General features: G+C 59.8%; 15 protein-coding genes and 1 pseudogene. 5 read left to right on the top strand and 11 right to left on the bottom strand.

Going from position 1 to position 14,271, the window contains the following annotated elements:
- From AC1DNW_RS17180 to AC1DNW_RS17170, 3 genes are all read right to left on the bottom strand, one after another.
- The coding region (locus tag AC1DNW_RS17180; RefSeq protein WP_477853744.1) for a pyridoxamine 5'-phosphate oxidase family protein at window positions 1-307 on the bottom strand (307 nt) is incomplete at its 3' end.
- Window positions 308-323: 16 nt separating this feature from the next.
- Window positions 324-914 carry a DUF1003 domain-containing protein gene (locus tag AC1DNW_RS17175; protein ID WP_477853742.1) on the bottom strand — a complete coding sequence of 197 codons (591 nt, stop codon included), beginning with the start codon at window positions 912-914 and terminating at the stop codon, window positions 324-326.
- 76 nt (window positions 915-990) lie between these two features.
- Window positions 991-1,233: a hypothetical protein gene (locus tag AC1DNW_RS17170; RefSeq protein WP_113311045.1), complete on the bottom strand. Its 243-nt coding sequence runs from the start codon at window positions 1,231-1,233 to the stop codon at window positions 991-993.
- A 453-nt stretch (window positions 1,234-1,686) separates the two neighbouring features.
- Between AC1DNW_RS17170 and AC1DNW_RS17165 the strand changes: the two are divergent.
- Window positions 1,687-2,603 (top strand): annotated as a pseudogene (locus tag AC1DNW_RS17165) (alpha/beta fold hydrolase).
- Window positions 2,604-2,654: 51 nt separating this feature from the next.
- Here AC1DNW_RS17165 and AC1DNW_RS17160 read toward each other — a convergent pair.
- Together AC1DNW_RS17160 and AC1DNW_RS17155 are read right to left on the bottom strand one after the other, a co-directional pair.
- Window positions 2,655-3,200, bottom strand: coding sequence for a P-loop nucleotide/nucleoside kinase family protein (locus tag AC1DNW_RS17160; protein WP_477853740.1), 546 nt, complete (start codon window positions 3,198-3,200; stop codon window positions 2,655-2,657).
- A gap of 180 nt (window positions 3,201-3,380) precedes the next feature.
- Window positions 3,381-4,115, bottom strand: coding sequence for an SDR family oxidoreductase (locus tag AC1DNW_RS17155; RefSeq protein WP_113311047.1), 735 nt, complete (start codon window positions 4,113-4,115; stop codon window positions 3,381-3,383).
- A gap of 136 nt (window positions 4,116-4,251) precedes the next feature.
- Here AC1DNW_RS17155 and AC1DNW_RS17150 point away from each other — a divergent pair, with 136 nt between their 5' ends.
- Window positions 4,252-4,839 carry a TetR/AcrR family transcriptional regulator gene (locus tag AC1DNW_RS17150; RefSeq protein ID WP_477853739.1) on the top strand — a complete coding sequence of 196 codons (588 nt, stop codon included), beginning with the start codon at window positions 4,252-4,254 and terminating at the stop codon, window positions 4,837-4,839.
- 29 nt (window positions 4,840-4,868) lie between these two features.
- On the opposite strand, the gene AC1DNW_RS17145 is transcribed toward AC1DNW_RS17150, so the two are convergent.
- Complete coding sequence (locus AC1DNW_RS17145; RefSeq protein WP_477853737.1) at window positions 4,869-6,032, bottom strand: mandelate racemase/muconate lactonizing enzyme family protein; 1,164 nt, start codon at window positions 6,030-6,032, stop codon at window positions 4,869-4,871.
- 219 nt (window positions 6,033-6,251) lie between these two features.
- Between AC1DNW_RS17145 and AC1DNW_RS17140 the strand changes: the two genes are divergently transcribed.
- Window positions 6,252-7,190 carry a LysR family transcriptional regulator gene (locus AC1DNW_RS17140; protein ID WP_477853736.1) on the top strand — a complete coding sequence of 313 codons (939 nt, stop codon included), beginning with the start codon at window positions 6,252-6,254 and terminating at the stop codon, window positions 7,188-7,190.
- Here the strand turns inward: AC1DNW_RS17140 and AC1DNW_RS17135 are convergent.
- The 3 genes from AC1DNW_RS17135 to AC1DNW_RS17125 form a co-directional block, all read right to left on the bottom strand.
- A complete protein-coding gene (locus tag AC1DNW_RS17135; protein WP_113311051.1) occupies window positions 7,180-8,874 on the bottom strand; it encodes an FAD-dependent oxidoreductase in 1,695 nt (564 codons plus the stop codon). The genes AC1DNW_RS17140 and AC1DNW_RS17135 overlap by 11 nt on opposite strands.
- A gap of 8 nt (window positions 8,875-8,882) precedes the next feature.
- Window positions 8,883-9,185: a UBP-type zinc finger domain-containing protein gene (locus tag AC1DNW_RS17130; RefSeq protein WP_113299248.1), complete on the bottom strand. Its 303-nt coding sequence runs from the start codon at window positions 9,183-9,185 to the stop codon at window positions 8,883-8,885.
- 187 nt (window positions 9,186-9,372) lie between these two features.
- Window positions 9,373-11,190: a methyl-accepting chemotaxis protein gene (locus tag AC1DNW_RS17125; RefSeq protein WP_477853748.1), complete on the bottom strand. Its 1,818-nt coding sequence runs from the start codon at window positions 11,188-11,190 to the stop codon at window positions 9,373-9,375.
- Window positions 11,191-11,644: 454 nt separating this feature from the next.
- Between AC1DNW_RS17125 and AC1DNW_RS17120 the strand changes: the two genes are divergently transcribed.
- Window positions 11,645-12,433: a class I SAM-dependent methyltransferase gene (locus AC1DNW_RS17120; RefSeq protein WP_113311052.1), complete on the top strand. Its 789-nt coding sequence runs from the start codon at window positions 11,645-11,647 to the stop codon at window positions 12,431-12,433.
- A 209-nt stretch (window positions 12,434-12,642) separates the two neighbouring features.
- Here the strand turns inward: AC1DNW_RS17120 and AC1DNW_RS17115 are convergent, their stop codons facing one another.
- Both AC1DNW_RS17115 and AC1DNW_RS17110 read right to left on the bottom strand, forming a co-directional pair.
- Complete coding sequence (locus AC1DNW_RS17115) at window positions 12,643-12,819, bottom strand: hypothetical protein (RefSeq protein WP_162747188.1); 177 nt, start codon at window positions 12,817-12,819, stop codon at window positions 12,643-12,645.
- 79 nt (window positions 12,820-12,898) lie between these two features.
- Window positions 12,899-13,054, bottom strand: coding sequence for a hypothetical protein (locus tag AC1DNW_RS17110; protein ID WP_477834585.1), 156 nt, complete (start codon window positions 13,052-13,054; stop codon window positions 12,899-12,901).
- A gap of 969 nt (window positions 13,055-14,023) precedes the next feature.
- Between AC1DNW_RS17110 and AC1DNW_RS17105 the strand changes: the two genes are divergently transcribed.
- Window positions 14,024-14,185 (top strand): RagB/SusD family nutrient uptake outer membrane protein, encoded by a 162-nt coding sequence (locus AC1DNW_RS17105; protein ID WP_162747189.1) that lies wholly within the window; start codon window positions 14,024-14,026, stop codon window positions 14,183-14,185.
- The last annotated feature ends 86 nt before the right edge of the window (window positions 14,186-14,271 follow it).

Raw genomic sequence — 14,271 nt, 5'->3', positions numbered from 1 at the left:
ATGCATGGATGCGTTCATCTCGGCGCGCGGGCGTATCCGTCAGCTCCTCGAAACGACCGTGAACGAGGACGCTTTTCCACTTTCTGTCCTGGCCGAGCTCTTCGGCGTGGAAACTGGCCAGGGGGTTTGCCCTGAGACGGTCGATCTTCAGGCCGGGCATGGAAAACATGAACAGCTGGCGTCCTTCATAGGCGTAGTGAATGGGAACGATATAGGGATATTGCTCACCGCTGCACCCGAGATGGCCAAACATGTGGCTCGCCAGAAACTCGATGCAGGCATTATCGGTCATTTCTCGCAGCTGCATGCTAGCCTCCGGTACTTTAAAGGTCTTGCCGTTGCTGACCCGGCGGGCCGAGCATCAATTTCGCCAGAAGCGCGATCTGCTCCTGCTGCTGGGCGACGAGCGATTTCAAATCGGTATTTCTAAGCTCGTCGAGCTTGTCATGCAGCGCCATGATTTCGATCTCAGCCTTCAAATTGACCTCGTAGTCGTGCGCGGCATCGACCCGGTCTTTGGCGGCATGCCTATTCTGGCTCATCATGATGACCGGCKCCTGCACGGCTGCCAGCATGGAAAGGATGAGATTGAGGAATATGAAGGGATAGGGATCGAAAGAGCGCGTTGCGGCCAGCAGGTTACCGGCGACCCATACTGCAAGGGCGATCCCGAAGAGGATGATGAAGGTCCACGAACCGCCGAATTCCGCCACCTTGTCGGCCAGCCGCTGCGACGGTGTCAGCTTTGCATCGAAGGACTGATTGGAATCATGGGCAATCGCGTGCCGGGAGATCAGTCGCCGGAAGACTGCCCGTTCGCGCTCGGTTAAGAGCTCGAAAGGCTTCCCGAGGTACCTGTTCGCGCCGGAACCGATTGCCTCGTCGGAGATTTCAGCAACAGTGCCGGCCGACATGATATTCTCCCGTCAAATGCACCGGCCGGCACCGGACCACGACATATGGCCGTCAGCCGCCGGCATTGATCCCAGATTACGGTGTCACTTCGGATTGCGATGTCACATCGAGGAAATCTTCGATACGCTTCAAGTGGTAGATAACGCGTCTCTTGCGATCGTAGAGCCTGCCCAACAGCGCATTTTCGACATCCAGCGGCCTCCCCGTCAGCCGCAGCCTTTTAACGACGATTTCCTGGCCGGTGATGCGCTGCTCCGCCTTCACGGCGTGGAGCCTTGCGAACCTCAGATCCTTTTTTCCATATCCTGCCGATTGCATATCTATCTCGCCAATCATTTTCGTTATCCGCGCCTGGCCGAGACGCTGTTCTTTGCGGCCATTGCCCCCTGGGAGCTCGACGGCACGAACGTTATGATCCGCGCTTATGCAGCAGGTTTCCCGCCTGTTCGATGGGTGCCGGCCGAAAGTCAAATTCATACATAGAAAAACAAATCATAGCACGTTTTTCGATTATTCTCACAAAATAAATATTATATATCGAAATTAGAGACTTTTCTAAAATCAGAAAATAAAATAGCGAAGAAAATCGCGTCACATTATACGAACAATCTTCCTTTTGTCTCTGCACGCTCCGGAGACCGCGCAACAATTCTACGTTACAGCGCCTGTTATCTTCGACGAAAAACACAATGAAGCCCGCCACCTGGAATTGGGTTGACGTGTGTTGGACTTTCATGGCCGCTAGAGCTATCGCAGACAGGCAGGCCGCCAATGGCGTCTCTGCATCCCTATTGCTTATGGCATCGGCTGAGCAATATCCGTTGCTGTCGCTACCGGCACGCCGTGCAAACGTTGGCGACAAGATCATCCGCTGCCTGCATTCGTCTCATGCATATCGCACGGCGCGTCTATCCATTCCCCAGACTGAACCAGAAAACTGAACCGGAACATTGCCCCCAGAAACTCACAGGCCAGAAAATCACAGGAAGGAAGAATGTCATGACCATAAAGACAGTCGTTCTCGTGCATGGTGCTTTCGCCGACGGCTCTTGCTGGGTGAAGGTCATCCCTTTGCTTGCAGCGCGCGGGCTGAAGGCAATCGCAGTTCAAAATCCGCTCAGCTCGCTTGCGGATGACGTGAAGGCAGCCCATCGCGTAATTGAAATGCAGGAGGGTCCCGTTCTGCTCGTCGGCCACTCCTGGGGCGGCGCCGTCATTACCGAGGCGGGCAATCATCAGCAGGTCAAGGGTCTCGTCTATATCGCAGCCGGCGCACCCGATACCGGTCAGTCCTTCAATGACTGGTGGAAGGACTATGAACCCGCACCCGGCGCCGCCGAGATCAAACCTTATGGCGAAGGCTATGTGGCGCTGACGCATGATGGCGTGCGCAAGCACTTCGTTCAGGACCTGCCGGTAACCGAAGCCGATATCGTTTATGCCACCCCGAGCCCGCTCGCCGTCGCCTGCTTTGGCGCCAAGATCAGCCGGGCCGCATGGCTTCCAAGCCCTCCTGGTACCTCGTTGCGGCCAAAGACGAAACCATCCCGCCGGCCGTAGAACGCGTTTCCGCCGCGCACATGAAGGGCGAGACGCTTGTCCTGCAAAGCGGCCACGTCCCCATGCTGTCGCAGCCCGAAGCGGTCGCAGACTTTATCGCCAGTGCCGCGGCCGCGATCGACGCCTGACATTTCCCTGCGAGGGCGCGACTTTGGTCGCGCCCTCGCAGGGAAACTTTCTCAATCGAATGTCGCCTGCACGATCCATGCCTCTTCTTCGCTCGGAATATCGAAGCCTTGAACATATTTCGCGAGCAGGTCGTCCGTTATCGGAAACGCGGCATTTGCATCACGTCGTGCTGAGCGTTCTCTCAAACGGCCGCGCAAAATCGCTTCCTCCACCAGAAGATAAATGATGCAGCACCGGTGATCACGGGCTTCGACAAGCCCACGGTAGCGGGTGCGAGCCGCCGCATTCCAGAAGGCAAAATCGATCACTGCCTTCGTGCCGCGCATGAGCTGGTCTTCAAGTCGGAGCTTCAGCCGCGTCTCCGCGGCGGCCTGCAGATCGGCATAGGCGGCCTCCGGATAATCGACGCCAAAACGCCCGTCATGCCGCCAGACCTCTTCGTCGATCGAGAAACGCTCACATCCGAGCGCCTCCAGCCTCTGTGCAAAGGTCGTCTTGCCGGAACCTGCCAACCCGCACATCATGAACACGATCCGCGRCTCGGTTCGTACCAGATCTTCGGCGGCAGCCACTGCCTGCCGATAAGACATCACCATCCGAAACTCGCCTCCTGCGATCCTGATCGGCGACGGAACCTCCGCGTTTGATCTTGTGCCTCACGCCTCGACTGACGAGAGCCGGCCATCGCCTATGTACGCATTTCTATCCCTCTGAACTTGCTCACACAATGCGTCAGTGGCGGACACGTTTTCCGTCAATTGCCAATGAGAAGGCCATCACCAGGGGATAGCGCCCTGCTCGCTCTGGCAAATGCCTTTGAGGTCGTGCCCTTGAAGCAACGCCATTCGCACCGGAAAAGCCGCAGCCTCCGATGGCGTGCGATCGCCGCGATGGCCGCTGAGGTCAGTAGCCACGAGGCCGGGGCAAGCCGATACGGCGGTGATCCCGGTATCGCTGAGCTCGGCATTGAGCTGGACCGTCAGCATGTTCAGCGCCGCCTTCGAGGCATTGTAGCCGATAAGGCGAACGCCATAGAACGGCCAGCTTGGATCGCCGTTCAGCGTCAGGGAGCCGAGGCTGCTGGTCATGTTGACGATGCGCCCTGCCCCGGCCCTGCGCAAGAGCGGCAGCATCGCCTGCGTCACCGCGAGCGCGCCGATGAAATTGGTCTCCAGCTCGCGGCGCACAGCCTCCAGCGAAGCCTTGCCGGGAGCGCCGTCGGTGTAGTCGGCAATGCCGGCATTGTTGACGAGAATATCGAGGCGGCCATGCCCGGCATCGATCTCGGCAGCGGCGGCAGCGATGCTCCCGGTGTCGCAGACATCGATCCGGATGAACGACACATTAAGTCCCTGCGAAGCCAGTTCGTCTGCCGCCGATCGCCCACGCTCCGCGTCACGCGCGCCGAGCAGAACAGTCACGCCGGCCTGGGCGAGCTGTCTGGCGATTTCATATCCGATACCCTTGTTCGCGCCGGTCACGAGCGCGATGCGGCTGGAGCTGTCTGTCATCTAAAGATCCTTGAAAATCCCGTTCGTTGCGAGCAGATTGAAAATAAGAAGGATTCTTCAGGTTTTGAATTCGCATATGGTTTCCGCCCAGACATCAGCTGCAAATGCCCGCAAATCACCGCGTCAGGCGCGGTCGGTGAACACCGTCGAGGCAATTTTCGAAGCGACGATTCAGGTTTTGATGTCGGACGGGCCGGGTGAGCTGACGACGACCCGTGTCGCGGAAAGAGCCGGTGTCTCCGTCGRCTCCCTCTACCAGTATTTTCCGAACAAGCAGGCTCTCTTCCACGCCGTCAACGAGCGCTATCTGACGATGCTGGCCGACCGCGTGGAAGCGKCCTGCCAGGCCCATCGCGGCGCGCTCTATGCGCAGATGGCCGATGCGCTCGTCAGCACCTATATCGAGGTGAAGATCGAGCGCCGCGACGTCACGATCGCCCTTTATCGCGCCGCCGCCGAGGTGGATGTCGCCGAAATTGTCGAAGCAATGTCGCAACGCATCGAAAGATCAAGCGAAGCCATGTTCGCCACCGCCTCGGACGCGAAGTTCGCCAATCTCTCCACCGTCAACGTGATGATGCTGAACGTGCTCTGCGGCACCGTCCGCAACGTCTTCGAGCGGGACATGTCGGAACTGCTGATCGACGGCGGATTGCGGACGCAACTGACGCTGATGTTCTGCACCTATCTGGATGCCGCGAAGATTCCGCCGTCGGAAGCTTAGCCTCGTCAGGCAATCACCCGCCTGCCCTTTTACTCCGCCAGTTCCCGCATGACCTTTATAAGATCCGACTTGCCCTCGAAGCCGATGCCGGGCAGTTCCGGCATGGTGATGTGGCCGTCGACAACCCTTACCCCATCAGGGAATCCGCCATAGGGCTGGAAGAGATCCGGATAGCTCTCATTGCCGCCAAGGCCGAGGCCGGCCGCGATGTTGAGCGACATCTGGTGGCCGCCATGCGGAATACAGCGCGATGGCGACCAGCCGAACTGGCGCAGCACCTCGAGCGTGCGAAGATATTCGACAAGACCGTAGGACAGTGCGCAGTCGAATTGCAGGTAATCGCGGTCGGCGCGCATGCCGCCATAACGCAGCAGGTTGCGGGCATCCTGATGCGAGAAGAGGTTCTCGCCTGTCGCCATCGGCGCATCGTAGAATTCGGAGATCGCCGCCTGCAGCGCATAATCCAAGGGATCGCCGATTTCCTCGTACCAGAAGAGTGGATAGTCGCGCAGCATCTTGGCATAGGCGATACCGGTCTCCAGATCGAAGCGGCCGTTCGCATCGACGGCAAGCCGTGCCTGCGAKCCGATCTCCTCCAGCACGGATTCGATGCGGCCGCGATCTTCATCGATCGAAGCACCGCCGATCTTCATCTTGACCACGKTGTAGCCGCGATCGAGATAGCCGCGCATCTCCCTGCGCAAGGCGCTGTTGTCCTTGCCGGGATAGTAATAGCCGCCGGCGGCATAGACGAAGACTCTCGGATCGGCCTCCCTGCCCTTCATGTCTGCCAGCAGCCGGAACAGCGGCTTGCCTTCGATCTTGGCCACGGCATCCCAGACCGCCATGTCGATCGTGCCGACGGCGACCGAGCGCTCGCCATGACCGCCGGGCTTCTCGTTCTTCATCATCGCCGCCCAGATCCGGTGTGGGTCGAGATTGGTGCCGGCATCGTTCACGAGGCTATCAGGCGCGGCCTCGAGAATACGATCCTTGAAGCGCTCGCGGATGAGACCGCCCTGCCCGTATCGGCCATTGGAATTGAAACCGTAGCCGACCACGCGGCGACCATCCCTGACAACATCGGTAACGACGGCCACCAGGCTCGCCGTCATCTTGCTGAAGTCGATATAGGCGTTGCGGATCGGCGAAGCGATCGGCTTCGTCACTTCGCAGACATCGATGATACGCATTGCAATCTCCATTCCGGATCGAAGGGTTATTGCCCTCACATGTTCATGTCGTATGAAGAATCCGCCCTCCGCGTCCAGTGCCGATCCGGGCTCTTTCAATGCCGGATCGGCACCGTAAATTTTCCGTTCTGCGCAAATAACTATGAATTGACTTGAAATCCCCGCAGCTATCTCGTTCTGTCAATGCTCCGCAAGCATCGCAGAAACGGATGAAGCATCGTGGAAACTGCCTGGCTCGCCGACCTCCGGGCTCTCGCCGAAACGCTGAACTTTTCGAGAGCGGCAGAAAAGCGCCACATCACGCAGCCGGCTTTCGGGCGCCGCATCAAATCCCTCGAGGACTGGTGTGGCTCCGAACTTGTCGATCGCTCGACGCACAGGTTGAAGCTGACCCCTGCCGGCGAGGCTGTGCTCGAGGCGGCAAACGACATCGTGGCGCGGCTGGAGCGCGTCAGCCGTGATCTCGAGCAGATGCGTGCGGCGACATCGACGGTGACCTTCGCCGCGACCCATGCCCTGTCCTTCATCWTCTTCCCCGGCTGGATTCAAGGATTGGGCCACGAAGCATCGACGATGCCCATCCGCCTGCTCTCGGACAATATGAACGAGTGCGAGCGGATCATGACGGAAGGCCGCGCGCAGTTCCTGCTCTGCCACGACCACCAGAACAGCAGGATCCGTCTCGACAGGAACGCCTACAGGCATGTGGAGCTTGCAACGGATCGCCTGATCCCCGTCAGCGGCCGGGACAGGCATGGTCACGCGCTCCACGCCATTTCGCAGCCAACGGATCGCCCGCTCCCGCATCTCGCCTTCGAAGAGACATCAGGCATGGGCCGGATCCTGTCATCGGCCCTCTCGGCCGGCACAGGTCAGCCGCATCTCTCGACAGTCTTCACCTCACATCTCGCAATGGCGCTGAAAGCGCTTGCCGTCGAGGGAAAGGGCGTCGCCTGGATACCGGAGAGCCTGGCGGCGGACGAGATGGGGCCGGCCGGAAGGCTCATATCAGCCGGATCGTCCGATTGGGCCGTCGACGTCAAGATCGTCCTGATAAGACCGCGAGCGCGCATGACCGAGATTGCCGAGAGCTTCTGGAGCCTCGTCCAAAGCGCCGCGGCTGCAATGCCGACTGCGAAGGGCGGCGTTATTTCATGAGCGAAGCCTGCCTCAGCGCGGCGTGAATGTCGCTGACGACAGCGGCTCCTTCGCCGACCGCCGCGGCAACGCGCTTCGTCGAACCGGCCCGGACATCGCCGATCGCAAAGACGTTCGGCAGGCTGGTTTCCAGTTGCAGGGATCGCCTTCCCAGCTCCTCTTCGACATCGGGACCGAATGCCGTGCCGGTCCGGATGAAGCCCTTGTCATCGGTCTTGATGCGGCACTTGATCCAGTCGGTATTCGGATCGGCGCCGATGAACATGAAGACGCGGCGAAGATCGTAGTTCTTGCGGGACTGTTTTTCGAAATTCGTAAGCGTCGCCGCCAGACGGCCATGCGGATCTTCGGCCAGCGACGTCAACTCGCATCCCACATGCATCTCCACGTTCGACAGCGCGGCTATGCGGTCTATGAGGTATGCGGACATCGTCTCCCGCAGGCTTCGGCGTATCACCAGATGCAGACGCCGCACCCGCGGCGCCAGGAAGGCGACCGCCTGGCCAGCCGAGTTGCCGCCGCCCACCAGGGCGATATCGTCGTTTTCGCAGAGCTTCGCTTCGATCGCCGATGCCCAATAGGAGATGCCGGCACCCTCGAAGCGTGAGATGTCGGGAATGTCGGGCCTGCGGTATCGCGCGCCTGAGGCGATGACGACGGTTCGCGCCTTGACCTGCCTGTCTCCCCCGACCCGCAACACCATCGGGTCGGTTCCGCGTTTGCCTGCGGGGGCCGGCACCAGTTCATTGACATCAAGCGGCAGGGCGATCTCCGCGCCGAACTTGAGCGCCTGATTGAAGGCGCGGCCCGCAAGCGCCTGACCAGAAATTCCGGTCGGGAAGCCGAGATAGTTTTCGATGCGGGAAGAACTCCCGGCCTGCCCGCCGATCTCCCGCGCATCGATCACGATGACGCTGAGCCCTTCGGAAGCGGCATAGACGGCTGCAGCCAACCCTGAAGGCCCCGCTCCGACGATCGCCACGTCATAGAGGGTGGCCGGATCGAGTTCCGGCATGATGCCAAGGCAGCAGGCGGCCTCGGCATCCGTCGGATGTTTGAGCACCGTGCCATTGGGGCAGACCATGAGCGGCAGATCGTCAGGCAGAATTCCGAGCCTCTCCACCAGGGCCTGGCCTTCGTGATCCGACGCCGCGTCGAGAACGATATGCGGATAGCCGCTGCGGGACAGAAAGCCCTGAAGGCGAACGAGATCGCGCGCTCCTGGATGACCGATCAGGATAGAGCCGGAGCCCCCGAAGCTGATGAGTTCCACGCGCCGCAGGATGTAGGCGCGCATGATGATCTCACCGATATCGGCCGAGCCGATGATCAGAGCCTTCAGATGCGCCGCGTCGAATGCCAGTGCCACACATCCTTCCGGACCCGCACGCGCACCTGCAAGTGCCGGCCTTCCGGAGAGCTGACTGACCTCTCCCGAAAACTGTCCTTTGCCGTGACCGGTGATCAAGGCTTCCGGCATCGACAGCCCGTCATGCCTGAAGACATCCAGACGACCGGAAAGGATCAGCCGTGCGGGCGAATTCCGGTCACCGATCTCAGACACGACCTCGCCGGGGGCAAAGGTATGTGGGCCACTGCTGGCAAAGCGCGTCGCCAGGCGGATCTGCTCGGCGCTCAGCACCGGAAACATCTGGTATCGGCGGGATTCGAGGTTGTCGGTCATGTCGACGCTCAATAAAAGCGCGGGATCGGGCCGCGCTGCGGTGTCTGATCGGGCAGTTCCACCATCGTCTCGTCGAGATAGCACCAGCCCCAGCCTTCCGGCGGATCGTACCCTTCGATAATGGGATGTCCCGTGGCGTGGAAATGCGCAGTCGCATGCTTTCCGATGGATTGATCGCAGCATCCGACATGGCCGCATTCGCGGCAAAGTCGAAGATGGACCCACTCCTGTCCGTCCTCCAGGCATTCCTCGCAACCAAGCGTCCTCGGCTCGACGGATCGAACGGCCGCAACATGCTTACATTCTGACATCTGAACCTCCGGTGGCAATTGAAGTCTATGTCCCTGGCGGGAAACATAGATCACGAAACGGTTCTCTGTATCCTATACGCAAGGATAAAATCGTCTCCTCGCCGACCGGCTCATTCTGGAGAAAATTCCAAGTGGCAGGTCGGCGGTGGTCGCCAAGGATGGCTTGGTCCGGAAATCCTTGCGCGGCTCAGGCGGCGCGGGATGCCGTTACATCAGGCCGCGCAGCGGCGATCCGGAAGCGCGAAACAATCTCTTCGAGCGCCAGGACCTGCTCGTTCAGTCCCTTGCAGGCCAAGTTGGTTTCCGCCGCCATGGCGGAATTGCGCTGGGTCACCTCGTCCATCGCATGGACCGAGCTGTTGATCTCGCCGATCGCCGAGGACTGCTCGTTCAGGGAAGTGACCACGGCCTGGATCAACTGGCCGACATGCTGCACCCTGGTTTCGATATGGGAGAGCGCTTCGCCAGTGCGGTTGACCAGCGCCACCCCCGAGCCGACCTGGTCCGAAGATGTCGAGACCAGAACCTTGATCTCCTTGGCGGCATTGGCCGAGCGGGAAGCAAGTTCGCGCACTTCCTGTGCCACGACGGCAAACCCCTTGCCGGCTTCGCCCGCGCGGGCTGCTTCGACACCGGCATTGAGCGCCAAAAGGTTGGTCTGGAAGGCGATGTCGTCGATGACGTTGATGATCGAGCCGATCTGGTCCGACGAACCCTCGATCCGCTGCATTGCCGCGATTGCCTMGCGCATCAGGTCGGTGCATTGCAGCGCAGCCTTGCTGGTCTCGCTCGTCATCCGGCTTGCCTCGCCCGATTGCGACGAGGAATTGCCGACGGCGGCGGTGATCTCGGTGAGTGCGGCCGATGTCTCTTCGATGGTTGCTGCCTGCTGCTCGGTGCGCTTCGACAGCGCCTCCATGGCGCCGGCGATATCATGTGAAGAATGGCGCAATGTGCTTGTCGCGCCGGAGACGGCGTCGATCGAACTGGACAGCGTGTCGACACTGGAATTGAAGGCGGCGCGGAGCTGTTCGTAGGCGGATGAGAACCTGGTATCGATGTGGAAGCCGAGATTGCCGCGCGACAGTTCATCGAGCCCGCGGGTGAGTGAATGGATCACCTCGTCACGCGCGGCTTCCTCGGCAACGCGCTCGGAGGCCAACTGGCGTTCGCGGGTGACTTCGGCTTCCTTGGCCCCCGCCTCGCGCAGGTGCGCTTCGCGGCGCTCAAGGGAATTGGTGCGGAAGACGACAACGGCTTGCGCCATCTGGCCGATCTCATCGCTGCGCTCTGCATAGGGCACGTCTTCGGAGAAGTCGCCATTGGCAAGGCCGCTCATATAACGCCTCATGCCATCGATCGGCAGGACGGCGCGGCGGCGGAAGAAATAGAGCCCGGCGAGCAGCAGCAGGAAGGACGCAAGTGAAGCCACTGCAGCCGCCGAGGTCCATGTCATGATCTCATCGGCAGCATTCTTCTCCTGCCCCTTGAGATAGGTATCGGAATTGACCACGAGCTTTTCGACCGCATCCTGATGTTCGTGGAAGGCGGTCCTGAGCTTGACCATCGGCTCGGCTGCGGCGCCGGCCTGCCTGGTCTTGAGTGCCGGGATGACGTCCTCTTCCATCACCTTCCAGAAGAGGTCGCCCTTGGCCAGCACTTCCTTGTTGAGCTCGTCCTTGAGCGGCTGCGGCAGGCGCGTTGTCTGCCAATAGCCGCGGCGATCCTCATAGGCTGCCTTCAAAGTAGCGATCTTGGCGAGATTGGCATCGATCAGATCGGGAAAGTCGTTGGCCTCATGCGACAGCATGTAGGATTCGACGACGAAGAGCGGCGGCGGGAGGATGTCGGCAATCAGGTCTTTGCCATAGACGATCTGCTCGTAGATCGGTCCGTTGACCTTGAGCCGTTCGAGTGCGGTCTGTTGCAGCGCGAAGGAAGCGAACATGCCGACGGAGACGGCGATGCCCACAGCGGCGAGATTTCTTGCAATGGTGAGCTTCATCATCGATCCCTGGAAAAGCGGCACGCCCGCGTTTAGACACTCGGCCTGCCTTCTGACCGAGCACATTCCATGAACTCTAATATTTTATGGTAAAGAAATAGTATCAAAAGAGCCGTTATCTTTGACGCCGACAACGCTACAACTATTCTTCCCTATGGCGGGCACGGATATCGTCGGAGAATTGGCTCTCTTTCTTCAAAGAAGGTCAATCATACTCGATATCCCCCGAAGAGTGGGCCATCCCATAATAAAGCCGCTCGGCAGGCCCCGACGTCTTAAGAAGAACCCCGCCTGGCCGAGGGCCGCTTTCCGCATTCGCGCGCAACCCTGCCGACAGGCTGGGATCGTCTCCCTTGCCTCGGCCCCGCCGGAATGTTCGACCGGCCGTCATTGCCAGGACGGCAAACCATCCTATCCTCCCGCAGCACGAATCGAACAGACAACGGGAGGCACGATGACCGACGACGTGTTACAGAGCGTGGCCGCGCGATGGAATGGCAATGCCGATCAATGGACGCATGACGTACGCAACGGCTACGACGCCTACCGCGAGCTCTTCACCTTCCCCGCCTTCATCGATTTCCTGCCGCCGCTTGCCGGCCTCGATGTGATCGATTTCGGCTGTGGCGAAGGAACGAACACCCGCCGCTTCGCCGAAATGGGCGCACGCATGACCGGCATCGATCTCTCCGAGCGGATGATCGGTCATGCGCGGAACGCCGAAGAGAAGCATCCCCTCGGCATCACCTACAAGGTCTCCTCCTACAGCACCGATACCGGCTTCCCCGACGGCTCTTTCGACGCCGTCATCTCCACCATGGCGCTAATGGATGGCCCGGATTTCGATGCCGCCATGCGGGAGGCCTATCGCCTCGTCCGCCCCGGCGGCTTCCTCGCCTTCAGCGTGCTGCATCCCTGCTTCATCACGCCGGGCCTCGCCTGGCAAAAGAACGAGGCCGGCATTGCGACAGCGCTCTGCGTCTCGCGCTATTTCGACCGCAGCACTTTCACCGAAGAATGGCGGTTCGGCAGCCGCCCGGCGGACGAGATCGTTCAGCCCTTCGCCGTCCCCCGCTTCCCGCGCATAATGAGCGAATATCTGAATGGCATTGTCGCGGCCGGATTCCGCATCGGCAGGATCGGTGAGCCACAACCGAGCGCGCAAGCTTGCGAAGACAAGCGTTTTGCCCGCTGGCGCGACCTCGCCGCATTCCTCCTGCTCGTCATGGCAGAGCGCCCCTAGGGGGGATGCCCTGTCATCTGGTGGCGGACCAGCATCCCTCAGCTTCCGCGAGAATAAATTGTCGCATTGTGACCGCGGTCACTATCGGAAACATCCACCGCTTGTATTTTGCCCTCGCTGGATGCTGCACCTACCAGCAGGAGAAGGGTCGCCAGGCCCCACTTGGTGGCCCTTCTTATATCTCCCGCTGATGATGGCGGGTTACGCAATCACCGAAACGTCTCGCTCTGGCTGCCGATCCTGCCGCCCTTTCGCACGCCGGTCGCTGCATTCGTTCTTGGGTCGGACTGCGCATCACTGAACCACGACACGATGAGCAGAAGAGCCGCGGCTGCAAACAGCGGCGGGCCAAGATAGACGATCAGGAGGGAATGCAGCGATTTCACGGTGGTGGTGTTTTCGGGTTTCTACGTTGGGGGGCGATCCAGGTCGCCGCACCTGGGATGGGGTTATCGTGATCGTGTGTTAGTTCGGGTCGCCGCGACCCTCATGTGAAACGAAGGAAATATCAAGCGACTGGGAAGCATTCAGGCTCTGATAGATTTCCCGAACACTATAGTAGGCGCCACCCCACATCAGCACACTGAGTTGAAAAGCGATGAAATAGAAGTAAATCCTCATGACTTCCCTTCGGGACTAGCGTTTAACGGCGCCAAAGATCCAAAACTAATCTTTATGCACACCCAGAACTTAATCTCGGGATCTTAGCTTTATCGCAAAATTAACCGTGTTATTACTGAAGCTATCACAACATAAAAAGTGACATAATAACCCGAATGGGTGAAATCATGAGGTATAAAAAGAATTATACTTCTGCCTACCTCTGGCGACGTCACCTTCCCGTCAGAACCAGCGATCGCGCATGCACCGGCACTTGGAAGAAGGATCGTCATCGTATCCAGCCCGTCGAAATGGCGGGTCGAAAACCGGATCCGGCGGCGCCTGCCGCAAATCGGCCGCCCTGTGCCGGCGCCCATCTTTTCTGTCATGTCCGGCCGACAGGCTTTGGCTGGCCGCGGCGGCTWCTCCTATCGGATGAGGGAGAAATAGCCGTAAAGATCTGATCGTTAACCACTCCGGACTAAAGCCCTGGCGTCATATCTCTTTTAGTATGCATATTAGAATGCTCTAAGGTGGTCGCGGCTCGGGAGGGGTATGATGACACGTTGGGATGAAGATGAAGTCTTTTCCAGATTCGTGGAGGAGCGCCGCGAGCTCGGCTTTCGGGGCGACCGGCCGCCGCAGCGACGGCGGTCGATAAACTGGCAGTTTCTTGCGGTTGTCGCGGTTGTTTTGGGCGCCGGGCTCATAACGGTTACATCAACCAGGATCGACACCGAGGTCACCGTCGTTCTTCCTCAGTAATGGTGCCAGGGACTGTCAAGAATGCAGGCGGACGTGTATCCGCCGCCGACCGAACCTGTCGGCCGGCAGCGGCCGTTTGCCCATCGGATGATGATAGGGTCATCGGGTTACAACTATTGAATGAATTGCCATCGCCGGTTCACGAGGTAGCATTCCGGTGACCTTGTGGCGCGGGCTTGCACATCACGCAACGCTTCGGCTCGCCACATCGGTCGGGAGGGTTTGATGGCACATGTAGAAGACGACGATGTCTTTTCCAGATTCGTGGAAGATCGTCGCGAGTTTGGCTTTCAGGGCAAGCGGCCGCAGCAACGGCGGCCGATGGGTTGGCCCTGGGTTGCGCTGATCACGGTTGTCCTGGGTGCCGGGCTCATCACGCTGACATAAGCGACGAACGACAACGAGATCACCCCGCCCTTCCTGAGATGGGGAAAACGGCTGCGGCGCTCAAGCATGTCGCTCAACTGTGCGGC

The sequence above is a fragment of the Rhizobium sp. 05L429 genome, from assembly GCF_056397645.1.
Note: the sequence above shows the minus strand (reverse complement) of the source record. Positions and strands in the feature narration are given on the sequence as shown.

What these genes read in the sequence shown, in the direction of transcription:
- AC1DNW_RS17170 (WP_113311045.1), bottom strand. Translation starts at nt 1,233, where the DNA reads ATGCAATCGGCAGGATATGGAAAAAAGGATCTGAGGTTCGCAAGGCTC.
- AC1DNW_RS17120 (WP_113311052.1), top strand. Translation starts at nt 11,645, where the DNA reads ATGACCGACGACGTGTTACAGAGCGTGGCCGCGCGATGGAATGGCAAT.
- AC1DNW_RS17105 (WP_162747189.1), top strand. Translation starts at nt 14,024, where the DNA reads ATGGCACATGTAGAAGACGACGATGTCTTTTCCAGATTCGTGGAAGAT.
- AC1DNW_RS17155 (WP_113311047.1), bottom strand. Translation starts at nt 4,115, where the DNA reads ATGACAGACAGCTCCAGCCGCATCGCGCTCGTGACCGGCGCGAACAAG.
- AC1DNW_RS17110 (WP_477834585.1), bottom strand. Translation starts at nt 13,054, where the DNA reads ATGAGGATTTACTTCTATTTCATCGCTTTTCAACTCAGTGTGCTGATG.
- AC1DNW_RS17130 (WP_113299248.1), bottom strand. Translation starts at nt 9,185, where the DNA reads ATGTCAGAATGTAAGCATGTTGCGGCCGTTCGATCCGTCGAGCCGAGG.
- AC1DNW_RS17135 (WP_113311051.1), bottom strand. Translation starts at nt 8,874, where the DNA reads ATGACCGACAACCTCGAATCCCGCCGATACCAGATGTTTCCGGTGCTG.